Genomic DNA, 23585 nt, shown 5'->3' on the forward strand with positions numbered 1-23585 from the left:
TATCCCGTCTGCCCTGAAGGGGGAGCCGTGAGACGTGCCACCGCCGTCAGAGGAACGGTTCTCGCCGTGGGCGCCGTTCTCGTTCTGGCGCCCGTCGGCCTCACCCCCCGAGGGTGCGGCGATCTCTCCGGCGGCCGGCTCTGTATCGAGGGCCCGGTGGGCGGCGCAGGACCGTTCACCGTGCGCTATGTCCAGTACCCGGGCCACCCCAGTGTCGCCGTACGCCTCGGCTACCAGCGCAAGGACGACCGGATCACCGCGTTCCCCGGCTGGCTCGGCACTCAGCAGACCTGGCACGGCCGCGCCGAGCAGACGGGCAGGCTCGACACCGCCGCGGGCGAGTGCATCCGCGGCGTGATGGAGCACCGGGACCGGACGTACGTCACCGAGTGGCACTGCTCATAGAGCAGCCCTCCCAGGAGTCCCGGAATCCGGAAGTGCGGAAGTCTCAGACCAGCCGGCGCGCCGTCGCCCAGCGCGTCAGTTCGTGCCGGTTGGAGAGCTGGAGCTTCCTCAGTACCGCCGAGACATGGGATTCCACGGTCTTCACGGAGATGAAGAGCTGCTTGGCGATCTCCTTGTACGCGTACCCGCGCGCGATGAGCCGCAGCACCTCGCGCTCGCGCTGCGTCAGCCGGTCCAGGTCCTCGTCCACCGGCGGCGCGTCCGTCGAGGCGAAGGCGTCCAGGACGAAGCCGGCCAGCCGGGGCGAGAAGACCGCGTCCCCCTCCTGCACCCGGAAGATCGAGTCGACCAGGTCCGTGCCGGTGATCGTCTTGGTGACATAGCCGCGGGCGCCGCCCCTGATCACCCCGATCACGTCCTCGGCGGCGTCCGAGACCGACAGCGCCAGGAAGCGCACCGGGTTCTCGCCCGCCCCCATCATCGGCGCGCAGCGGCGCAGCACCTCCACCCCGCCGCCGCCCGGGAGGTGGACATCGAGGAGCACGACCTCGGGCCGGGTCGCCGTGATGACGGTGACCGCCTGGTCGACATCGGCCGCCTCGCCGACGACCTCGACGCCCGTCTCCTCCGTACGGCCGATCTCGGCCTGCACTCCGGTACGGAACATCCGGTGGTCGTCGACGAGCACGACCCGTACGCGCCGGCCGTACGCCGTCGCGCCGCCGCCGCTCTCCGCACCGGTGGCCCCGGCCTGTGCGCCCTCGCTCATGGTCTCTGCCCCTCGCCCTAGTCGTTCGTCGGCCCGTACGGGTCCGGCACGTACGGACCCGTACCCGTCGTACGTCCGTACGCGCCCGTTCTCAGTCTGCCCGTTCCATCTCCAGCTCGACCTCCGTACCGTTGCCGGGCACCGACCGCAGCCGGGCCGTACCGCCGTTGCGCTGCATCCGGCCGATGATCGATTCCCGTACGCCCATCCGGTCGGCGGGCACCGCGTCCGGGTCGAAGCCGGGGCCGCGGTCCCGTACGGAGAGGAAGACCGTACGGCCCTCCACCTCCGCGAAGACCTGTACGGCGCCGCCCTCGCCACCGTACTTGGCGGCGTTGACCATCGCCTCGCGCGCGGCCTGCATCTGCGCGGCCAGCTTCTCGTCGAGCGGGCAGTCGCCCACGACCACGACCTCGATCGGGACCCCGTGGTAGTCCTCCACCTCCGCCGCCGTGCGCTTCACCGCCTCGGCGAGGGTGGTGGGTTCGTCCTCCTCGTCCTTGCCCGTGCCCTCGGGTTTGTAGAGCCAGGCGCGCAGCTCCCGTTCCTGGGCGCGGGCGAGCCTGCGTACCTCGCCCCCGTCGTCGGCGTTGCGCTGGATGAGCGTGAGGGTGTGCAGCACGGAGTCATGGACATGCGCGGCGACCTCGGCCCGTTCCTGCGCGCGTATGCGCATCAGCCGTTCCTCGGAGAGGTCCTGTGTCATCCGTACGAGCCAGGGCCCGGCGAGCAGGGCGACTCCGGCGACGACCGCGATCGCCCCCGTCAGAATGTTGCCGAACTGGGCCGTCGCGCCGCGCACCACCATGAAGACGGCCAGACCGAGGCCGACCAGCGCGACGCCCGCGAGGCCGCGGGCGAGCTGGAAGATCCGACGGCGTCTGCCGATCTCGGTCCAGCGGGCGCGGCGGGCGTTGTCCGCCTGCCGCCAGACCAGGACGACTCCCGCGCCGATCAGCAGGGTGGGCCAGATGTAGCGGTCGGCCTGGCTGCGGCCCAGATTGACGCTGCCGACGAAGACGGACGCGCCGATCAGCAGCGCGATGAGCGCGAAGATCTGGCCCTTGTCGGGTTTGCGGAGCCGTCGTCGGCCGTCCGGGCTGATCTCGAAGAGGGTGCGCGGTTCGCTCGCCGTACCGCCGACCCCGAGCGGTACGACGATCCAGAAGACGGCGTAGAGCAGCGCGCCGAGGCCCTGGCCGAAGAAGAGGCCGAGGAAGACCAGCCGTACCCAGACGACCGGCAGCCCGAGATGCCCGGCCAGCCCGCGCGCGACACCGCCCAGCATCCGGCCGTCCGCGCTGCGGTAGAGCTTGCGCGGGGCCTGTTCCTCGGGCACCGGGGCGCGGGGGGCTGAGGTCGCGGCGCGTGGCGGGGCGGCTGGCATGTCATCGATGGTCACATGGCGCGGTGTGCGGGGACATCAGGGTCGGGCCCCTGAGGCGACCCTGAGACCTGGGGGATACCTCGGGGACACCTGGGGTGGTGTCGGCGGGGTGTCAGGAGTGGTGTCCGCTGTCATGGAGTGGTGTCCGCTGCCATGGAGTGGTGTCCTCTGTCATACCTAGGGCGAGTCCTGGGCCAATATCAGGGACAGACCGGGGTCGGGGCCGCTGGAGCCCGCGCCCCCGCGCCGTCACCATGGATGTATGACCCAGCCGCCTCCCGTGCCGCCCGCCGCGCCGCCCCCGGCGTCGGCCCCCGGCCCCGCGCCGTCCCGTCCCTTCTCCCAGGACCTGCGGCGCAGCCCCCGGCAGAAGATGGTCGCCGGGGTGTGCGGCGGCCTGGGCCGGTACTGCGACATCGACCCGGTGATCTTCCGGATCGTGATCGGGGTGCTCACGGTGACCGGCGGCATCGGGCTGATCTTCTACGCCTTCGCCTGGCTCCTCGTACCGCTGGAGGGCGAGGACGAGAACGAGCTGCGCAGGCTGCTGTCGGGCCGGGTCGACGGCTCGTCACTGATCGCGGTGCTGATCGCGCTGGTCGGCTGCGGACTGCTCCTGTCGACGCTGGGCAACGACGGCACGCTCTCCTTCGCCGTGATGCTGTCGGTCGCGGTCGCGGGCTCGGCCGTCTGGTCGCAGCGCCGACGCCAGATCGCCTCCGACGGCGCCACCGCCGCGTCCGCGGGCGCCCATGCCGCGCCGGAGGCGCCCCCCGAGACCATGGCACCGCCGACACCCGGCGGCACCTCCTCGTGGTGGCGTGACCCGATCGTCAAGGACGGCACCACGGGCCGCTCCGCCGGCGCCCCCTATCTATGGGGTCCGCGGGATGCCGCCGAGGAGGGTACGGGGCGGGGCGACGGCGCGACCCCGCTGCTGTCACGGGTGCCACGCCCCCGGGGTCCGAACGGGATCGGCGGCACGGTACTCATGTTCGCCCTGGTGGCGGGCGGGCTCGGCACGGGCCTGACGTGGGACAGCCGGCCGTTCGGTACGAGCCTGCAGATCGGTCTGGCCGCCGCGCTCGCGGTCTTCGGTCTCGGGATGGTGGTCAGCAGCTTCCTGGGCCGGACCGGCCTGGGCACGATCTTTCTGGCGGTGGTGACCGCCGGGCTGCTCGCGGCGAGCGCGGCGGTGCCCAAGGACATCACCACGGACTGGGGCCGCAAGCAGTGGACCCCGGCTTCGGTCGCGTCCGTGGAGCCCCGGTACAGACTGGGCTCCGGCATCGGCACTCTCGATCTGACCGGCTTCGCCGTACCCGAGGGCCAGACGGTCCGTACGTCCGCCGAGGTGGGCGCCGGGCAGCTCAAAGTCGTCGTACCGGAAGGAGCGACCGTGAAGGTACGTGCCACGGCCGGACTCGGGGATGTCCGGCTCCCCAGGGAGCCACCGAACGATGTGGACATCTCCCCGAACCAGTCGCGCGAGCGCACTCTGTCGCCGCGCGCCGGATCCGCTCCGGCGGGCACGCTGGAGCTGGATCTCGAAGTCGGCCTCGGCCAGGTGGAGGTGACCCGTGCTGCGTCATGAGTTCAGGCCGGGCCGGCTGGTCGCGGGCCTGGCGGTGCTGGGCGCGGCCGTCACCTACGCGGGAGACGCGGCCGACTTCTGGCACACACCGTGGTACATGTCCCTCGTCGTGGTCTGGGACGGTCTCTGTCTGGCGGCCCTGGTGGCCTGGACGCACTACCGCATACGCCGTCGCCGGTCGGCCAGGACGGCGTCCAGCGAGAACACCGGCGCACCGGCGAGCACCAGCGGAAGCCAGGCCATGAGATAGGCGAGGTCGTTGCCGTAGTAGTAGGGCGTGCTCTGCCAGCTGACCGTCAGCCACAGGCTCAGCGAGATCAGCGCGCCGCCGAAAGCGGCGAGCCGGCCGAGCACGCCGAACAGGGTGCCAAGTCCCACGGCGAGTTCGCCGATGGCGATGGCGTATCCGAACCCCGAGGGGCTCTTGAGCGCCAGATCCACCAGCGCCGGGACGGCCGAGCTGTCCCGGACGGCACGCATCATCTCGCCGACGGACCCCGCGCCGGTCGCCGAGAAGAATCCGCTCTGGGTCAGTTTGTCGATCCCCGCGTAGATGAAGGTGACGCCGAGGAAGATCCGCAGCGGCAGAAGGGCGTAGCGCGAGGCGTTCTCGCGCCAACCCGTCCGCTCGCCGCCGAGCCGCCCGTAGGTGTCCGTCCGGTAGCCGTGCGCCATCGCCGGTCCGCCTCTCCGTGTCCCGCGCCGTTGCCGCGAGGGCGACTGTCCCCGCGTGCCTTGTCCATGCATACGCAGCAGGACACGTCCGGCACTCAGTGAACCGGCCAACAGCCTGTCGGAATCGGACAGTCTTCAACAGACCTTGAACAGCATGCGGCCGGATACGTTCAGTACCTGACCCGGACGACCCGGACGACCCGGACGGACAGGACCTAGGCCCTGTCTGACAAATCCCGCCTGGCTCGCGACGCCTGGCACGCGCGCTCGCCGCGTTGTCGGGTCACCCCAGTACGTCCAGTACTGGGGAGACCCTCCGCCTTGCGATCGCACGCACCAGACGCCGCGAGCCCCGCCCTCCGGGCGGACGGCGCTATTTGTCAGACAGGACCTAGTCCATGACCTCGACGATCACACGGTTGGTCTCGATTCCGGCCGCCGTCACCACCTGCACCTCGACGGGGCCCGGCTCCACATCCACCGGTACGGGCACGGTCAGCGAGGTGTCCGACGGATTCGCGAAGCCGCCTGGGACCGGCACGAGCGGGACATGGACATGGACCGCGCCGATCCTGACGACCATCCGGGCCAGCCGGTCGGGGGTGCCCGCGCCCGGCGGTACGAAACCGGCCCCGCGGATCTCGATGTCGTCGCCGGTGCGGATCGGGGCGTCCAGATCGCCCGCCTCCCTGGCCCGTACCACCGACAGGACGACCGGCCGGCCGCCCTCCGCGTACTTCCCCGCGAAGTAGGTGGCGGCGGAGACCGCGACCAGCAGCGCCAGCGCCCAGGGCAGATCGGGCAGTTGCTCGGGCCGCCGGGCCAGCCGGACCGCCGAGAAGACCACGGCGACGGCGCTCACCAGCGTGTACTGCACATCCGTGAAGCTGCCGCGCCCGGCGTCGTCGCAGAGCAGATCGGCCAGCCGGGGCCGCGCGGCCCGTACCTTCTGGAGCCGCTGGCCCAGTACGCGCACGGCCACCACGCGGCGTACGACCACGGCGATGGCGCACACCACGGCCAGTACGGTCACCAGGCCCGCGCCCCGGGCCAGTTCGAGGCCGGCGATCAGCTCGTCGCGCCGGCCGGGGCCCGAGGCGCCGGCCAGCTGGAGCGCGAGGACGAGCACGGCGAAGACGGCGAGCAGGACCCAGGCGGAGGCGACGGTCCGCGAGGTCGACAGCCGGTTGTCCTCGCCGATGAGCGGCGCCAGCAGGCCGCCGCGGCTGCGGTGCAGCCGGGCGGCGGTGGTCAGCAGCCCGGCGACGACCAGGGCGGCGAGCAGTCCCGCCGTACGCGCGAGCGTCCAGCCGGCCCCTATCGCGGTCACGGACTGGACCAGCGCGAGCAGGGCGACCCCGCCCCACACGATCAGCAGCGTGCGCCGCCAGACGGCGTGCAGCCAGGCGTCGCCCGCCTCACGGCTGCGGTCGGCCACCGCGTTGGCGGACTGGGTGAGTTCGTCGGAGACCCACTGGCGGGAGGCCCCCGCCGAGTGCGCCACCGCGGCGGGCAGCCCCTGTCCCGCGGCCAGTTCGTCCCGCTTCACCAGGAACGCGGCCACCGCCCGTCGGTGCCCCTCCCGCGCTCCGTGCGGGCAGTCCCCGCACGTGCAGCCTCCGCCGTGCGCGCCCTGCCTCGCCTCTTGCACCGCCACGCCGAACGCCGCCTTCCCCGCCCCGTCCACCGAACTTCCTTGCAACGCAAGGGAATTCTGCCGCACGGAGGGCAACCCGCGCGCCGTAGGGGCGGTCCGGGCGGGTGACAACAGCGTTACGGTGTTGACGAGCGTTACGGTGCGGACGCTGCGGGCGCCCGGCCCGTCACTCCCACTCGATGGTGCCCGGCGGCTTGCTCGTCACATCGAGGACCACGCGGTTGACCTCCGCGACCTCATTGGTGATCCGCGTGGAGATCCGCGCCAGCACCTCGTACGGCATCCGCGTCCAGTCGGCGGTCATCGCGTCCTCGGACGAGACGGGCCTGAGCACGATCGGATGGCCGTACGTACGCCCGTCGCCCTGCACACCCACGGACCGCACATCCGCGAGGAGGACCACCGGGCACTGCCAGATGTCCCGGTCGAGCCCGGCCGCGGTCAGCTCCTCGCGGGCGATCGCGTCGGCCTCGCGCAGCAGATCGAGCCGTTCGCGCGTGACCTCGCCGACGATCCGGATACCGAGGCCGGGGCCCGGGAAGGGCTGGCGCTGGACGATCTCGTCCGGCAGCCCCAGCTCCTGGCCGACCATCCTGACCTCGTCCTTGAACAGCTTGCGCAGCGGCTCGACGAGCTCGAACTCGATGTCGTCGGGGAGCCCGCCGACATTGTGGTGCGACTTGATGTTGGCGGTGCCGGTGCCGCCGCCCGACTCGACCACGTCCGGGTACAGCGTGCCCTGGACGAGGAACGCGACATCCTCGCCGTCCGCGCCCGCCTCGGCGACGATCTCGGCCTGCGCCTGCTCGAAGACCCGGATGAACTCACGGCCGATGATCTTCCGCTTCTGCTCGGGGTCGGAGACCCCGGCCAGCGCGGTGAGGAAGCGCTCCTCGGCGTCGACGACCCTGAGCTGTACGCCGGTGGCGGCGACGAAGTCCTTCTCGACCTGCTCGGTCTCGCCCTTGCGCATCAGCCCGTGGTCGACATACACACAGGTCAGCTGGGAACCGATGGCCTTCTGCACGAGGGCGGCGGCCACGGCCGAGTCCACCCCGCCCGACAGCCCGCAGATGGCGCGCTTGGTGCCGACCTGCTCACGGATGAGGGCGACCTGCTCGTCCACCACATTGGCGGTGGTCCAGGTCGGCTCGATACCGGCGCCGCGGTAGAGGAAGTGCTCCAGTACCTGCTGGCCGTAGGTGGAGTGCATGACCTCGGGGTGGTGCTGCACCCCGTACAGCTTCTTCTCGTCGTTCTCGAACGCGGCGACCGGTACGACATCGGTGGAGGCCGTGACGGTGAATCCGGCGGGCGCGGCGGAGCAGGCGTCGCCGTGCGACATCCAGACGGACTGCTCGGCCGGGGTGCCCGCGAAGAGGGTGGAGCCGGTCTGGGAGACCCGCAGCTCCGTACGGCCGTACTCCCGCGCCCCCGTGTTGTCGACGGTGCCGCCGAGCGAGGTCGCCATCAGCTGGAAGCCGTAGCACATGCCGAAGACGGGGACGCCGGCCTCGAAGAGCGCGCGGTCCACGCTCGGGGCGTTCTCGGCGTACACGGAGGACGGGCCGCCGGAGAGGATGATCGCCCGGGGGTTCTTGGCCAGCATCTCGGCCACCGGCATCGAGGACGGGACGATCTCGCTGTAGACCCGTGCCTCGCGCACGCGGCGGGCGATGAGCTGGGCGTACTGCGCGCCGAAGTCGACGACGAGTACGACGTCGGGAGCGGCGGCGGGGGGTGCTGCTGGCACGGGGCGGCCTTCCGGCGGTGATGGAACGATGAACGAACGTGGGATGTCGTGCTGCCAATTCTAACGGCGGGCGCATACCTGCCCGGGACGCCTTCTCGTCTCACCATCCGAACCCGCGTTGCCGCGCCCGGGTGCGCGGGGTCCATACTGTCCCCATGCACACGCAGCTGACCTTCGTCTTTACCTATGGCACCGGCCCGTCCGGCTGCCATGGTCGTGCTGCTTGAGCTGACAAGCGACCTCCCAGGCGCCCCGGGCCGACAAGGCCCGGGGCGTCTGTCGCGTTCGGGGCCCTGTGGCCGCCGGGACATCTGGCTTCCCGACCACTCCCCCGAAGAGGAACCCCGCATGACTGTCACGGAGAACACCGGCGCCCGTACCGAAGAGGCCGCCACGCTCATCGCGGACGCGCGCGAACGCGTCGACGCGCTGGACGACCGGATCATCGGCCTCGTCCAGGAACGGATGGCGGTCTCGGCCGTCATCCAGGACGCCCGGATCTCCTCCGGCGGCCGTCGCGTCAATCTCTCCCGCGAGATGGAGATCCTCGGCCGCTACCGGGAAGCCCTCGGCAAACCGGGTACGGCGCTGGCGATGACCCTGCTTGAGCTGAGCCGGGGCCGTGTCTGAGCCAGGCCGTGGGCCGCGCCCTGCCGCATCTGAGTTCGGGTGCCGCTCTCACCCGTACGGCGCGTGACCGGGTCCCGCGGGCCTTCGTTGGACCGTGCGTCCGTGCCCAGCCAGGGGCGGCGAGCGTGCAGAGAAGTTGAGGAAAGCCACGCGTGGCTCCGCCGGGGCGTGCGACGTACCGCAGGTGCGTCGTGGGACCTCGCCCCGGTGTCCGTGACCGGTCGGCAGGGGACAGCAGCCCGGTCACCCATGGGCGGTCGGCTCCGGGGACGCCCGGAACCGACCGCCCTTCCTGTGAGATCCCTGTGACACAGACCACTTAAAGATTCTGTGAAGGACGCGGCAACCATTCCCGCACGTCACAGGTCTTGCTTGCGAAATCAACGGCCTCACCCGTGAACCCCACATCTTGGGAGGGCCCCACGACTCGCACCGCCCCCGGCGGTGTGCCGTACTTCGCTGAGGTCGGTCTTCATGAAGCTCCGCCGTGCCATGGCCGTCGCCGCCGCGACCGCCGTCATAGCCCCCGCCGCCTTCTTCTCCGCCCCGGCCGCTTTCGCGACCGACGGCGAGAGCACCCCGCCGCCCGCCACGAGCGAGGCCCCCGAGGTCCCCGAGTCGCCTGAGCCCACCGGGGCGGAGACCACCGGGACGAGCGTGCCCCCGCCGGCCGCCGGTGAGACCCCCGAGGCCCCCGTGGCGGGCGAAGAAGGCGCGAGGTCCGAGGAGGAGGCCCCCGCGCCCGGGACGGAGCCCTTCGAGGCGGAGGACACGAAGCCCTCCAAGCCGGCGCCCGAGTCGTCCGACCTGACGGCCAAGCCGGGCGACGAGCCGGGCGACAAGCCGAGCGACGGCCCTGTCGAGTGCGTCGACACCGACGAGGGCATCTTCGACGACCAGCTTCGGACCAGCCTCTCCGGACTGCCGGAGCGGGTTGTCGCGGGCAGCGGCTTCCAGTCCTTCCAGCTCAATGTCTCGAACAAGAGCGAGCACGACTACGAGCGCGTCGACCTCGGCGTCTTCGCGTTCCAGATCGACGAGAAGTCCTGGGACCTGAACACCGGTTACCTCACGCTCCAGTACAAGGACCCCGAGTCCGGCGTCTGGACCCCCATCTCCCTGGACGAGGAGGACGAGGGCTCCGGCTATCTCGGCTACACGGGCCTCAAGGCGAAGGAGTCGTTCTCCGTCGACCTGCGTCTGAGCGTGGCCAAATCCGCCCCGGCCGGGCTCGGTTACGCCTTCAGCGTCGGTGTCTACGCCGACGACGAGGGCAACTGCGTCTCCTCGGACGACGAGTCGTTCTACGAGTTCGAGATCGTCGCGGCCGGTACGGACCCGGGCAAGCCGAACGAGGCCAAGCCCCAGGAAGGCGGAAAGAAGCCCATCCCCGCCAAGCCGGCGGGCAACACCGAGATCAAGCCGCAGGGGCACCTCGCCGAGACCGGCTCCTCCTCGGTGGTTCCCGTCATCGGCATGGCCGGTGGCATCGCCATCGTGGCGGGCGCCGGAGTGATGTTCGCGATGAAGCGCCGCAGGAGCGACGCCGCCGCGTAAACAGCGGGCAGGCGTACACACGCGTAGGGACGCACGACAGGACGCCACGTCACACAGAGGCTCAGCGAGGCGCTGCACTCGGAGGGGGGTGCAGCGCCTCGCTGCACCCCGGCGGTCGTCACGCCCGCTTCGGCGGGACCTCGGGCATCGCCACGAACGGCAGCCGCAGCGCCCCGAACGCCTCCTCCGGCACCGCGGGGGACACCGGCGCGACCGGATCCTGTCCGACATACGCGGCCCCTTGCTCGGGGCGGGGGTCGGGATCGCCCTTGTTCGGCCAGAAGGACATCGCGCGTTCGGCCTGGGCCGTGATCGTCAGGGACGGGTTCACCCCCAGGTTCGCCGAGACCGCCGAGCCGTCGACCACCGAGATGCCGGGGTGTCCGTACAGCCGGTGGTACGGGTCGATCACGCCCTCCTCCGCCGAGGCCCCGATGACACAGCCGCCCAGGAAGTGCGCGGTCAGCGGCGTACCCATCAGTTCGCCCACATTGCTGCCCGCGAAGCCGTTGATCTCCTCCGCGATCAGCGTCGCGGCCCGGGTCGCCTCGGGTATCTGCTTCGGGTTGGGGGCGCCGTGTCCCTGGCGCGCGGTGAGCAGTCCCTTGCCCACGCCGCCCGGTTTCCGGTAGGTCGTCAGGGAGTTGTCCAGCGACTGCATGACGAGGCCGATGATGGTCCGCTCCGACCAGCGGCGGTTGGAGAGCGAGCGGAGCGTCAGCAGGGGGTGCCTGGCCGCGTTCCCGAGCCAGCTCCGCACCCGCCGCTCGCTGTACGGCACCTGAAGGAGCGTCAGCAGGCCCATGGCGTTGGAGCCCTTGCCGTAACGCACCGGCTCGATATGCGTGGTGTCGTTCGGATGGATCGAGGACGTGATGGCGACGCCCCGCGTGAAGTCGGCCTTCGCCTCGCCGTGCCGCGCGCGGTAGCGCCGGTTGTCGGTCCCCGCGCCCACCAGGGCCTCGGAGTTGCTACGGGTCAGCTCGCCGAGCCGGGCCGAGAGGCGCGGCAGCAGTCCCCGGTCCCGCATGGTGTGCAGCAGGGTCTGCGTGCCGTACGTACCGGCCGCGATCACGACCCGGCGGGCGCGCAGGACGCGCGCCCGGCCCTTCTGGCGGCCCTTGCCGCGCACCCGCGTGGGGACGGTCGTGACGCGGAAGCCGCCCTCCCCGTCCTCCGTCACCGCGACCACCGAGGTCATCGGGTGGACGACCGCCCCGGCGCGCTCGGCCAGATACAGATAGTTCTCGTTGAGGGTGTTCTTGGCGCCGTGCCGGCAGCCCGTCATGCACTCGCCGCACTGCCGGCAGGCGTTGCGCGAGGGGCCGGTCCCGCCGAAGTACGGGTCGTCCACGGCCGCCCCGGGCGGGGTCTTCGCCGTACCGTCGGCGTCCCGGCCGTCCCCGAAGAAGACCCCGACCGGCGCGAGATGGAAGCTCTCGCCGACGCCCATCGCCTCGGCCGCCGCCTTCAGATGGACGTCCGAGGGGGTCATGGTCGGGTTGAGCCGTACGCCGAGCATGCGGCGCGCCTGGTCGTAGTACGGCTTCAGCTCCCGCTGCCAGTCGGTGATGGCGGCCCACTGCGGATCGTCGAAGAACGCGGCGGGCGGTACGTACAGCGTGTTGGCGTAGTTGAGGGAGCCGCCGCCGACCCCGGCGCCCGCGAGCACCATCACATTGCCGAGGAGATGGACGCGCTGGATGCCGTACAGCCCGAGCGCGGGGGCCCACAGATAGTTCTTGAGGTCCCAGGAGTTCTTGGGGAGGGTGGCGCGGGTGAAGCGGCGGCCCGCCTCCAGGACGCCGACGCGGTATCCCTTCTCGGTCAGCCGCAGCGCGGAGACCGAGCCGCCGAAGCCGGAGCCCACGACGATCACGTCGTAGTCGTACACCGCGTCGTCGTATCGGTCGTCGTGAGGCGACTCGTCGTGGTTCTCGTTCTGCTTCCGGGCATGGCTGTCCTGTGCCACTGGCTCTCCTCATTGAGAACGACCGTGTGCTGAACCACCGCGTCACGAATCACCGCGTCACGAACCATCGCGTCGGGAACTACCGCAGCCGCAGTGCCTTCATGATCCGCAGACTGCGGCTCATGAGAGCCGCGTGCCTCTCGTCGTCCATCCCGAAGGACGGCGCCATGGGCAGGATCCGCTGCTGCGCGACCGTCTGGGCCTCGGTGAACTTGAGGATCCCCTCGGCGCCGTGCCGCCGGCCGAGACCGGAATCCTTCATGCCGCCCATCGGCGACCGCACGCTGCCGTACGCCGGCGCGTATCCCTCGTTGATGTTGACCGTGCCGGTACGCAGCCGGGCCGCGATCGCGTGGCCGCGCCGGGAGTCCTTCGTCCATACGCTCGCGTTGAGGCCGTAGGGCGTGGCGTTGGCGAGGCCGACCACCTCGTCCTCGTCGCTGAACCGGTAGACGGAGACGACCGGGCCGAACGTCTCCTCCGCGCACACCGCCATCGGCGCGTCGACCCCGTCCAGGATGGTCGGCTCGTAGAAGAGCGGCCCGATGTCGGGACGCGCGACCCCGCCCGCGACGACCGTGGCGCCCTTGGCGACGGCCTCCTCGACATGGCGGGTGACCGTCTCCAGCTGGCGTTCGCCCACCAGGGAGCCCATGTCGGCGCCGTACGCGAGGGAGTTGCCGAGCCGCATGGCCTTCGTACGGGCGGCGAACCGCTGGAGGAACACATCGGCGACCGAGTCATGGACGTACAGCCGCTCGATGGAGATGCAGAGCTGGCCGGCGGAGGAGAAGCAGGCGCGCACCGCGCCCGCCGCCGCCTTCTCGACGTCGGCGTCCGCGAGGACCAGCATGGCGTTCTTGCCGCCGAGTTCGAGCGAGACGCCGACGAGCCGGTCGGCGGCTCCCCTGGCGACCTCGCGGCCGGTACGGGTCGAGCCGGTGAAGGAGACGTAGTCGGCGTGCCTGACGACCTCCGGGCCGATGACCGGGCCCTCGCCGAGGACCACCAGGAAGACCTCGGGCGGCAGCCCGGCCTCGATCAGCAGATCACGGGCCCACAGCGCGGTGAGCGCGGTCTCGGTGTCGGGCTTCATCACGACGGCGTTGCCCGCCACGAACGCGGGCAGCGCGTCGCCCGCGGACAGCTCCAAGGGGTAGTTCCAGGGCACGATCTGGCCGATGACACCGCGCGGCTGACGCAGCTCGGTGACCTTCGTCAGGGTCGGCACGACGCCGGTGTGGCGCTTCGGCCGCAGATACGACGCCGCCGCCCGGCCGTAGTGCCGGGCTTCGACGGCCAGCCCCTGGACCTCTTCGTGCGCGTGCAGCCTGGCCTTGCCGGTCTCCAGCTGGATCAGATCGAGCACCTCGGCCTGGCGTTCCAGCAGCAGATCGTGGAAGCGGAGCAGCACCGCGGCCCGCTGCCTGATGGGCAGCGCCGCCCAGAGCGGCTGGGCGGCGCGGGCGCGCTCGAAGGCCGTCACCACGTCCTCGGGCGTGGACTCGGGCAGGACCGCCAGCCGCTCCCCGGTGAAGGGGGCGTGGTTCTCGGTACGGCCGGAGCCGACGACACCGCGTATGAGCCGGGCGACCACCTCGGGGGTGACCACATCGGCCGCGGTGCGCACTCCGGCCGGGGCGGTGGCCACCGGGTTGGTGCCGAGGGAACCGGGAGGGGCGGCGGAGGGGGCGGTGGGTGCCTGCGAGTCCGTCATGGGCCGAGCGTATGCCGCATCCGAAACTTTGGATACCCGGCGGTAACACCTTTTCCCGGAGCGCTCATATCACGCCAGTGATCGCTGGCAGATATCCCCTGATCAGCGGCTACGGCGAGGTCAGGAGGCCCCCGCCGACGCGGCCCCCGACTCCTCGACGACGAGATGACCGACGACGTCCGAGAACAGTTCCTCGCCGTCCCGCACGGCCGCTCCCTCCGCGGGCATGGCCACCCTCAGCCGCAGATAGGTGTTGTCCTTGCCGGGGATGACGAGTTCGTGCCAGCGGTGGCGGACGGGAAAGTCGTCCGAATCGGTGTAGTCGGTGAAGTCGACGACCGTCTCGAAGCCCGGCTTGCCCTGGTGCTCGACATCCTTGGTGGTGACCTCGGCGTCCTTGATCTCCGTGCCGTTCTCACCACCGCGCTCGTAGTGCCTCTTCCAGACGTCCGCCTTCGGTTCCAGCAGATCGCTGTCCGGCAGCAGCTGTTTCCGCTCGATGAAGATGCCGAAGACACCGCTGGGGTCGTAGTACGTGACACCGGTGTCATCGGTCGTCTGCTCGCGCCGGTAGTCGCCGGGGACAGAGACCTTCGCGCCGAGAATCTCGTTCTCCGGACGGACCCCCCAGCCCTCCGGGAGCTCGTCGCCGCCGAAGGGGTTGACGAGGATCAGTACGAGGGCGGCGGCCACGGCCAGCACCCCCGCGCCCAGCCCGTACCGCGCCGGACGGCTCCGCCGGAGCACCGGCGGGACCCAGCCGCCGAGGCCCGTGGCCGACGCCTCGGGGCCGGTCCCCGCGTACGGCCGGGCCCCGGCCGGCGGGCGGGCCTCCGACTCCAGGACCGCCCGGATCTCCGCCGCGTCCGGCCGCGCCGCCGGGTCCTTGCGCAGCAGCCCCATCACGAGCGTGCCGAACGCCCCCGCGCCGCGCGCGGGCATCTGCGGCTCCGCCGACAGCACGGCCTGGAGCGTGGCGGGGACATGGGAGCGACGGAACGGCGACATGCCCTCGACCGCCGCGTACAGCACCACGCCCAGCGACCACAGGTCCGACTCCGGCCCCGGCTGCCGGCCGAGCACCCGCTCGGGCGCGATGAACTCGGGCGAGCCGACGAACGCGCCGGTCTCGGTCAGCCCCTGCTCGCCCTCGACCTGGGCGATCCCGAAGTCGCTGAGGACGACCCGGTCTCCGCGGCCGAGGAGCACATTGTCCGGCTTGACGTCACGGTGCAGTACGCCGTTCTCGTGGGCCGCCGTGAGCGCGTCCAGTACGGCGAGTCCGATCCTGGCCGCCTCGCGCGGGTCGAGCGTGCCCTCCTGGAGCCGGTCGGCGAGCGACCGACCGCGCACCAGCTCCATCACGATCCACGGCTTGGCGTCCTCGATCACCACATCGTGCATGGTGACGACGGCGGGGTGCTCGATCCTGGCGGCGGCGCGCGCCTCTCGCCGCATCCGCACGTACACGCGGTCCCGGTCGCGCTCGGCCACGTTGTCCGGGACCCGCGGCTCCTTGATCGCCACCTCGCGGTCCACGACCTCGTCGTGTGCCAGCCAGACCGTGCCCATTCCGCCGTGTCCGAGCCGGGAGACCAGCCGGTAGCGGCCACCGAGCAGGCGGCGGGTGGCCGGATCGGCCGGGTGGGCGGCGGGTGGCCGCGCCCCCGGCGGCGCCTGCGGTGGCACCTGCGGTGGCGCCTGCGGCACGTCCGGCGGTCTCAGTTCATAGCTCGTGGGCTCGTTCACCCGTCCCCCGTCGTAGGTCATGTACGTGATCCTCACGAAGTCCGGCCGCGCTCGCGCGGCGTTTCACTGGCCGGTATCGCCCGGTGGCGCCTGCCAGCTGCGCAGTACGGCGTCGAACTGCTTGCGCGTCGTCTCCCAGTCCTCCTCGGGACCGGCCATGTAGATCGCGTACTCCGTGGCGCTGTCGTCGGAGAAGTAGATCTGGTCGATCGCGTGCCGTTTGCCGGGCTGCCCGGTCTTCTCGGTCCAGGTGAACTCCCAGAGAGCGGCCTTCGCCTTGTCGCGGTAGGCGTTGGGGGCCAGTTCGAGCCTGAGGTAGTCCGGGAATTTCTGGACGGTCTTCTCCATGCTCAGCATGTGCGCGTACGGAGTGTCGAAGTCGGGTGAGCCGACGCTGATCCGGATGAGATGACGGCCGTTGTCCGGGGTGTAGTCGATCTGGTCGCCGTTCGTCTGCCGTTCCCAGCCCTCGGGGACGTTGAGGCTGAAACCCTCCTCGGCCTCGACCCGGGTCCAGCCCTCGGGCACGGTCTCGCTGCCTGTGTCTCCCTTGCCCGCCGTATCGCCGGCTGTGTCGCCCGCCGCGCCGTCGGCCGTGTCGTCGGCCGTGTCGTCGGCCTGGCCACCGCCCTTCGTGGCGTCGTTCGCGGAGCTGCCGCCCGCGTTGCCGGCGGGGGTACCGTCACCGGCGAACTTCAGCAAGGCGAAGCCGATGCCACCGCCGAGGACCGCCGCGACGACCACGGCCACCACCGTCGTACGCCAACGGCCCCGGCGGGCGGGGCCCGAGGGCGCGGCCGAGGGCGCGGGCAGGGTCGGGGAGGAGCCCGAAGCGGGGCCGGTGGCGACGTACGCCGGGCCGGTGCCGACGTGCGCGGGGCCCGACTCGGCGGGCGCGAAGGACGGCCCGGCGGGGGGCGGCTGCGAGGGCCCGGCGGGCGGCAGCTGCGAGGTGGCCGACTGCCGTTCTCCGTACGGCAGATGACGCGTCGTCGCGTGCTCGTCCTGCCCGGCGGCCGTCAGGCCCTCCGACACATCGCGCAGCATGCGCTCGGTCCGCTCCGCGTCGGGCCGTCCGTCCGGGTCCTTGCGCAGCAGCGCCGCGATGACGGGCGCGAGCGGGCCCGCCTGGCCGGGGTGGTCCGGCTCGTCCGTCACCACGGCCTGCATGGTGGTCAGCGGGGAACTCCGGCGGAACGGCGAGACCCCCTGCACCGCCGTGTAGAGCGTCGCACCGAGCGACCAGAGGTCGGAGGAGGGGCCGGGATCGCCGCCCCGTACCCGCTCGGGCGCCAGATAGTCGATGGAGCCGACGAGTTCACCGGTCCTGGTGATGGTCGAGTCGCCCTCTATCGCCGCGATCCCGAAGTCGGTGAGCAGCACCCGGCCGTCGCGCGCGAGCAGGACATTGCCCGGCTTCACATCGCGGTGCAGCACCCCGGCCGCGTGCGCCGCGCGCAACGCGTCAAGGACCGCGAGACCGATTCCGGCCGCCTCGCGGTAGCCGATCGGGCCGGACTCCTTCGCGGCGTCGGCGAGCGAGGGGCCGTCGACGTACTGCATGACGATCCACGGCCGGCCGTCGTGCTCCAGCACATCGTGGACCGTGACGACACCCGGGTGGCTGATCCGGGCGGCGGCCCGTGCCTCCTTCTGGGTCCGCTGGTGCAGTACGGCCCGGTCGGCCTCGGAGACATACCGCCCCGCGGTCAACTCCTTGATGGCGACGACCCGGTGCAGCACTTCGTCATGCGCGCGCCACACCTTGCCCATGCCGCCGCGGCCGATGCACTCGGCGAGTCGGTAACGCCCGGCGAGCAGCGGTCCCGCGCCGCTCGCGTCCCTGTCCGAGCCCGCGCCCGCGCTCGTCCCCGTGCTCTGTATGTGCTCCACGTCCCAGCCCCGATCCTTGGGATCACAGATTACGGAGGGGGCATACGGACAAGGAACCTCGGGTCGGTCACGGAAACCGCACTGTGATGAGTAACCGGCGTTGTACGGGGCACAAGTTGGGACTCTTGCCTCAGCGGGTGGTCCGGTAGGCGGCGGTCGCCTGCTGGTAGATCTCGTCGACCTTGTCCCGCTGCCCGTCCGGTCCGATGACCTGGATGACGTGGTACCGGCCGTCGACGATCATCGCGAGATTCCGTACGAACACCGCGCGCCCGCTGCTGTCCGTCCAGGTGTACTGGCCCTCCGCCATGGCCTGCCGACCCACATCGATCCGGCGTACACCGGAGGCGCTGGACCAGGACGAGTCACGGAACGGCTGGAGCTCCCGCTCCGTGTCGCGCTGGTAGGCGATCGGGTCGTCGCCGTTCTCCGCCACGCTGTCCCGGCCGGGAACGACGATCAGGGTGAAGTCGCCCCCGACGTAGCGGACTTGCCCGCTGTCGTTGATGGGGCGCCGCTGCCAGCTCTTGTCGACCCCGATCCGGAAGCCCTCGGTGTCCGTACGCAGGACATAGCCGTCGGCGAGACTGGCGTCGGATCCCGAGGTCTGGGGCGCGGAGGCATTGGGCGGGGCCGAACCCGAATTGCCCGGAGCCGGTGATTCCGGCGCGGCGGACGAGCTGGGACCCGCCTCACCGACGCTCTGGCCCTGCTGCCCCGTTTCCGCCTTGGGCAGGAACATCACGGCGTAGACGACGGCCGCCACGAGCATCAACAGGATCAGGATGAGCAGGTTCCGGCCGAGGGAACGGGGGCCGCGCCCCGGGCCCTTCTCGGCCCTGTCGAACCTGTCCGCGCTCTCGAACCTGTCCGCACTCTCGAATCTGTCCGAACTGTCGAACCGACCGGACCTGCCGGACCTTTCCGACCGGTCCGTCCTGTCGAACCGCTCCGGTCCCGCCGTCCGCTCGGGCCCGTCCAGCAGGCTGTCCAGCCGTTCCGTGATCTCGCGTTCCGAGCCGTCCTGGAGCGCGTCGGCCCCGAGCGCGTGCCCGTGCTCCTGCTCGTACTTCCGTCGCTCGTCGAGACCGGCCCCCCGGCCGCCCTTCTCCTTGCGCTCCTTGCCCTTCTTGTGGCGGTGGCGTCCGCCCAGGTCACGGCCGCGCCCGCGGCGACGGCGCACCAGCTCGCCCCGGCGGCGCACGATCGGCAGCCGGGTCTCGTCCGCCGGCACCGGTACGACATCGAGACCGGCCTCCGGCTCGGGCGCGGACCGCACGAGCGAGCGCAGCCAGCCGCGCAGCTCCTCGAAGTCCGGGCGCTCGGTGGGGTCCTGACGCAGCAGCGACTCCACGACGGGGCGCAGCGGTCCGCACTCCTCGGCGAAGGCGGGCGGCTCGGCGCAGACGAGCTGCACCAGCTCGATGGCGCTCTCTTCGGGGTACGGGGCATGGCCCTGCACCGCGCGGTACAGCAGCGCGCCGAGGGCCCACAGGTCGGTGGCGGGCCCGATGGGCGGTGCCAGCTGCCAGTTCTCGTGGACGGGACCGGCCTGCTCGGGCGCCCAGCGCTCGGTGACGGCGCCGACGACCGCGATACGGGCCTGCCGGGCGCGCTCGGCGGCGAGCGGCGTGGCGGGGCCGCGGTACGCGGGCAGGGAGCCGCTCGCGACTATCTCGTCCCAGCGCCCGGCGCCCGCGCCCTGCCCGGTGACGGCGGGCAGCTGGGCGGACTGCCGCTGCGAGTCGGCGCGGAACGCGTCGCGCGCTCCACCGGACTGCCAGTTGCCGCTTCCTCGCCCGCTGTCGCTGCCGGGTCCGGAGTAGGGGGTGTCGCCGCCGCGGGCCACGACGGCACCTGAACCGGTGCCAGAACCGGCACCGGAGCCGCCGGGCGGCAGCGCGGGAAGGCCGGACGTACCACCGGCTGACGTACCACCGGCGTTCGGCCCGTCGCCGCGCGCGCCGGAGCCGCCCCCGAAGGGGCCGGCCGAGTCGGGGCCGTACGGGCTGCCGCTGCCGCCGGCCGGTACGGAGCCCGACGCGTCGTTCCAGGGAGCCGGGCCGTCGCGCCAGACACCGGCCAGCTGAGGGCGGTAGGGGGTGGGCGGGTCGTCGTCCTCGTCGGCTTCGGCGTCGGCGTCCGTGTCCGCGAAGGTGCGTGGCCGCGCCCACCAGTCCGGGTCGAGGCTCGCACCCTGCGGACCGCTGCCGGTGCCGGGGCCGCTCCGGGGAGGCTCCTGCGCACCCGAACCGGTGGTCGTACCCCCCGTACCCGCCGTACCCGCCGGGAGACCAGTAACCCCCGTACCGCCCGAGGCTCCCGGAACGGCCGGGACGCCCGTACTGCTCGTACCGCTCGCACCGGAGCCCTGGTCCTCCGTGGCGCGCGCGGCGGCGCGCGCCCCCGCGCGATACGCGGCGATGGCTCCGGCGCGCGCGGCGCGGATGTCGCCGGAAGCGCTCCCGCCCGGCAGCGCCGGCTGACCGCCGTACGGCGCCGGGATGCCGGGGGTGCCGTGATGCGGACGCGGCATCGCGCCGGACGTACCGGACGAGGTGCCGTCGTCGTAGGGGCTGTCCCCGCCCCGGCCCGTCCCCAGCGCGGCGCGGCCCGGCGCGCCGGGCACCCCCGCCGTCGGCCCGGGGTCGTACGGCAGGGAGGCCGTCGGCGAGCCGGAGGGCCCTTCCGTCGCCGCGTACTGTCCGGGCGGTCCGAGCTGTTCGTAGGAGCCCTGTTGCCCCTGCGCCCCCAGCTCCTCGTGCGGCGCGTGGGCCTCGTCGAGTCCGTGGGGCTCATGGAGTCCGGGTGACTCATGGAGTCCGTGGGGCGCCCGCTGCCCCTGGTGGTCCGGCTCCTCGAACCGGTCCGGCGGCTCGGGCACCGGCGCGTATCCGCACAGCGCCTCTTCCGCCGCGCCCGCGGCGAGCCCGGTCAGCACCACGCGCCCGTCGTCACAGACGAGCACCGTACGGACGGTGATGTTCCGGTGCGTCCAGCCGTGCGCGTGCACCACCCGCACCGCGGTCAGCACATCGGAGGCGATCTCGGCGGCCCGGAAGGGGTTCAACGGGCGCTCGGCGAGCAGCGCGGCGAGCGGTCTGGCCGCGACCAGTTCACTCACTATCCACAGCGAACCGGCCTCCGCGAACACGTCGAAGACCTGGTCGAGCCGGGGATGATCGGGGATCTGGGCGGCGCTCTGCGCGGCCTCGATGGCCCGTCGCACCGCCGGATCCGTATGCCTGCGTGCCGAGCGCCCCGAGGTCCGGCGCGGCGCCGCGACGCCGTCCGCGTCCACCACCTCCGCGTCCACGACCTCCGGCAACGGCACCTGCCTGACGAGGACTTCCTGCCCGCTGTACGTATCGAAGGCGCGGGTCTCGACAAGGTCGTACTCATCGGAGGGTGGCAACGGAAGGCGATAGCGGTCGGCAAGCACCCGTCCCGCGTAGTCGTCCACAACGCCTCCCCACCACATGCCGTCTCCCGGTCCCGGAGACCCGCGAAACCGCCAATTCCGGTCGTTTACCGGCTCATTGTGGATGCGTACGGTTCGCGAGCTCTCACGATACGTGGCCGCGGGCCAACATGCCGCCGGGTCGCGGCAACCCGCTGCGTAACGTTCGGTTCTCGTACGCCGAACTACCCACCACAGCGCCCGGAACTCATCGCTCCGCCCACTGGCTCGTCGGCATTTCAGGCGGCCGATTCAGACCGCCGATCCGGACAGCCGACCCGGACAGCCGACCCGGACGGTCGTTCAGGCCACCGCTCAGGCCGTCGGCTCAAATGTCTCGAACGCCGTCTTGCGCAGCGTCTCGCACTCCGAGTCGTTCCACTCGCTCGCCTCGCAGCTGACCATGATCGAGTAGCCGCGCTTGGCGTCGATCTTGAAGCCCCGGTTGAGGACCCTGATCCGCTCACCGTTCTGGTTGCGCTCGAACTCCCAGTCGGCGACGGTCTGATAGCCGTTGTAGTCGACCTTCTTGATCCCACGCAGCTTGTAGTTGTCGCTACTGCCCCGGACCGCCGACTGGAGCCCCTGCCATGCGGCCACCGCGTCATCGGTCGGGCTGTCGTTGAAGTCGACCTGGACCCTGGGGAATTCGCCGTCCTCGCTGAAAATGCCGCCGGAGTTGGCACCCGCTATGCCGGTTCTGTGGAACCCCTCGGGCATCGCCATCGAGAAGTGGAACCGGTCGTCGGAGACCTTGGCGTAGCCCTCGGGCAGCGCGCCGCCCTTCTTTCCGCCGCCCTCCTTGCCCCCGCCCGAGTCGCCCGACGGATCGGAACCGGAACCGGAATCGCCGGACCCCTGCCCGTTCGTGGCGGCGGTGTCCCCCTTGCCGTCCCCCGCCGCGCTCGCGTCCGGCGCCGGGCTCTGCCCCGTGCCGTCGCCCGGCGCGTCCTCATCGGCGGTGGCCCCGGCCGAGGCGGTCGAGGAGTCCTTGCCCTGGTTGCTTCCTGATGAGTCGTCGGAGTTCCCGTTCAGCGCGACGATCAGGACGGTGGAGATGAGCGCGAGCGCGGCGACGACCGCGATGATCACCAGCGTGCGCCGGGGCACCACATCGGTGAGCGACGCGCGCGGGGGCGCGGGCCGCTGCGGAACGGCGGGCTCCGGAGCCGGCCGGCTCTCGGGCCTGCCGGCCGCCGCGTTCCGTACGGAGCGCAGCGCGCCGCGCACCCGGTCCGCGTCCCCGGCGGAACCCGACGCCGACCGCGCGGCCGGGGCCTCGCCGGGCACCGGCGGCAGCGGCACGACCCGGGTGGCGTCCGCCGCCGGCTCCGCGGCCCCCCGGGGCTGCTCGGGCGCGTCGACGATGTCCTGAAGGAGCGCCCGCGCGCCCGCGTCGTCGAGCCGCTGCTCGGGGTCCTTCGCGAGCAGCCCGTAGATGACCTCTTCGAGCGGGCCCGCGTTCTTGGGCGGGTCCAGCGGCTCGGTCATCACGGCGGTGAGCGTGGCGATGGCGGAGCCCTTGTCGTACGGAGGGCAGCCCTCCACCGACGCGTACAGCAGACCGCCGAGCGACCACAGATCGGCCGCGGGTCCTGGCTTGTGGCCGCGGGCGCGCTCCGGCGAGATGTACGAGGGGGCGCCGACGAGCATGCCGGTCGAGGTGACCGACGGGTCGCCCTCGACCTGGGCGATACCGAAGTCGGTGAGGACCACGCGTCCGTCCTCGGCGATCAGCACATTGGACGGCTTCACATCGCGGTGCAGGATGCCCTCGCGGTGCGCGGAGCGCAGCACATCGAGGATGGCGAGCCCGACCTCGGCGGCCCGCCTGGGCGTCAGCAGCCCGTCCTCCCGGACGGCTTCGGCGAGCGACTTGCCCTCGACCAGCTCCATGACGATCCAGGGCCGGTCGTCCTCGTCCACGACGTCATAGACCGTCACCGCGCCGTTGTTGCGGATCCGCGCGATCGCCTTGGCCTCGCGCAGTGTGCGCGTGATCAGCCGGCGCTTCTCGTCCTCGTCGATGCTGGAGGGAAAGCGCAGTTCCTTCACCGCGACCGTACGGCCGAGCGTCTCGTCGAGCGCCCGCCAGACCGTGCCCATGCCACCGCGCCCCAGCACCCCGCCGAGCCGGTACCTGCCCGCGAGCAGGCGCCCTTCCGGAGTGCCGTCGGCGCTCTTCCTCGCGTCCTGCTGGGGCTCCTGCGCCGTGTCCCGCGACTGCTCCGACTGCGACATGCGTCCCCTCTGCGATCCCTGATCCTGGCCCGCGACTCCACCCGCCCGCGCGGTGCCGTAACGCGCCCTGGCAGAGGCTTCATTGTCCCTCACTCCGGGACCGTCACCGCTCCCGGGTCCGGCGTC

General features: G+C 71.9%; 15 protein-coding genes. 4 read left to right on the forward strand and 11 right to left on the reverse strand.

The genetic code is table 11. The features are described from left to right. Positions 1 to 27 precede the first annotated feature (27 nt). Positions 28 to 405 (forward strand): hypothetical protein, encoded by a 378-nt coding sequence (locus tag M1203_RS05080; RefSeq protein WP_249948276.1) that lies wholly within the window; start codon positions 28 to 30, stop codon positions 403 to 405. 43 nt (positions 406 to 448) lie between these two features. Here M1203_RS05080 and M1203_RS05085 read toward each other — a convergent pair whose 3' ends face one another. Together M1203_RS05085 and M1203_RS05090 are read right to left on the reverse strand one after the other, a co-directional pair. Next, positions 449 to 1174 (reverse strand): response regulator transcription factor, encoded by a 726-nt coding sequence (locus tag M1203_RS05085; RefSeq protein WP_283958189.1) that lies wholly within the window; start codon positions 1172 to 1174, stop codon positions 449 to 451. A 91-nt stretch (positions 1175 to 1265) separates the two neighbouring features. Next, positions 1266 to 2561 carry an ATP-binding protein gene (locus M1203_RS05090; RefSeq protein WP_249948277.1) on the reverse strand — a complete coding sequence of 432 codons (1296 nt, stop codon included), beginning with the start codon at positions 2559 to 2561 and terminating at the stop codon, positions 1266 to 1268. Between the two features lie 262 nt (positions 2562 to 2823). Here M1203_RS05090 and M1203_RS05095 point away from each other — a divergent pair, with 262 nt between their 5' ends. Beyond that, entirely contained in the window at positions 2824 to 4155 is a 1332-nt protein-coding gene (locus M1203_RS05095) for a PspC domain-containing protein (protein WP_249948278.1), read from the forward strand. A gap of 156 nt (positions 4156 to 4311) precedes the next feature. Here M1203_RS05095 and M1203_RS05105 read toward each other — a convergent pair whose 3' ends face one another. The 3 genes from M1203_RS05105 to guaA form a co-directional block, all read right to left on the reverse strand. Further along, complete coding sequence (locus tag M1203_RS05105) at positions 4312 to 4830, reverse strand: DoxX family protein (RefSeq protein ID WP_249948280.1); 519 nt, start codon at positions 4828 to 4830, stop codon at positions 4312 to 4314. 391 nt (positions 4831 to 5221) lie between these two features. After that, positions 5222 to 6487 carry a hypothetical protein gene (locus M1203_RS05110; protein ID WP_249948526.1) on the reverse strand — a complete coding sequence of 422 codons (1266 nt, stop codon included), beginning with the start codon at positions 6485 to 6487 and terminating at the stop codon, positions 5222 to 5224. Positions 6488 to 6653: 166 nt separating this feature from the next. Beyond that, complete coding sequence (gene guaA, locus M1203_RS05115) at positions 6654 to 8240, reverse strand: glutamine-hydrolyzing GMP synthase (RefSeq protein ID WP_249948281.1); 1587 nt, start codon at positions 8238 to 8240, stop codon at positions 6654 to 6656. Between the two features lie 309 nt (positions 8241 to 8549). Here guaA and M1203_RS05120 point away from each other — a divergent pair, with 309 nt between their 5' ends. Both M1203_RS05120 and M1203_RS05125 read left to right on the forward strand, forming a co-directional pair. Next, complete coding sequence (locus M1203_RS05120; protein ID WP_374402110.1) at positions 8550 to 8870, forward strand: chorismate mutase; 321 nt, start codon at positions 8550 to 8552, stop codon at positions 8868 to 8870. Between the two features lie 474 nt (positions 8871 to 9344). Then, entirely contained in the window at positions 9345 to 10427 is a 1083-nt protein-coding gene (locus M1203_RS05125; protein ID WP_249948283.1) for a hypothetical protein, read from the forward strand. A 118-nt stretch (positions 10428 to 10545) separates the two neighbouring features. Here M1203_RS05125 and M1203_RS05130 read toward each other — a convergent pair whose 3' ends face one another. The 6 genes from M1203_RS05130 to M1203_RS05155 form a co-directional block, all read right to left on the reverse strand. Continuing rightward, positions 10546 to 12399 (reverse strand): GMC family oxidoreductase, encoded by a 1854-nt coding sequence (locus M1203_RS05130; RefSeq protein ID WP_308404835.1) that lies wholly within the window; start codon positions 12397 to 12399, stop codon positions 10546 to 10548. A gap of 79 nt (positions 12400 to 12478) precedes the next feature. Then, positions 12479 to 14116: a succinic semialdehyde dehydrogenase gene (locus M1203_RS05135; RefSeq protein WP_249948284.1), complete on the reverse strand. Its 1638-nt coding sequence runs from the start codon at positions 14114 to 14116 to the stop codon at positions 12479 to 12481. 120 nt (positions 14117 to 14236) lie between these two features. After that, positions 14237 to 15886 carry a serine/threonine-protein kinase gene (locus tag M1203_RS05140; protein WP_249948285.1) on the reverse strand — a complete coding sequence of 550 codons (1650 nt, stop codon included), beginning with the start codon at positions 15884 to 15886 and terminating at the stop codon, positions 14237 to 14239. Between the two features lie 42 nt (positions 15887 to 15928). Then, positions 15929 to 17758 (reverse strand): serine/threonine-protein kinase, encoded by a 1830-nt coding sequence (locus M1203_RS05145; RefSeq protein WP_374401935.1) that lies wholly within the window; start codon positions 17756 to 17758, stop codon positions 15929 to 15931. 130 nt (positions 17759 to 17888) lie between these two features. Then, the gene (locus M1203_RS05150) at positions 17889 to 21221 is read right to left on the reverse strand and encodes a serine/threonine protein kinase (RefSeq protein WP_249948286.1); all 3333 of its coding nucleotides are present in this window, start codon (positions 21219 to 21221) and stop codon (positions 17889 to 17891) included. Between the two features lie 312 nt (positions 21222 to 21533). Further along, positions 21534 to 23459 carry a serine/threonine-protein kinase gene (locus M1203_RS05155; RefSeq protein WP_249948287.1) on the reverse strand — a complete coding sequence of 642 codons (1926 nt, stop codon included), beginning with the start codon at positions 23457 to 23459 and terminating at the stop codon, positions 21534 to 21536. Positions 23460 to 23585: the final 126 nt, after the last annotated feature.

It is taken from the genome of Streptomyces sp. 35G-GA-8 (assembly GCF_023534745.1).
Taxonomy (GTDB): domain Bacteria; phylum Actinomycetota; class Actinomycetes; order Streptomycetales; family Streptomycetaceae; genus Streptomyces.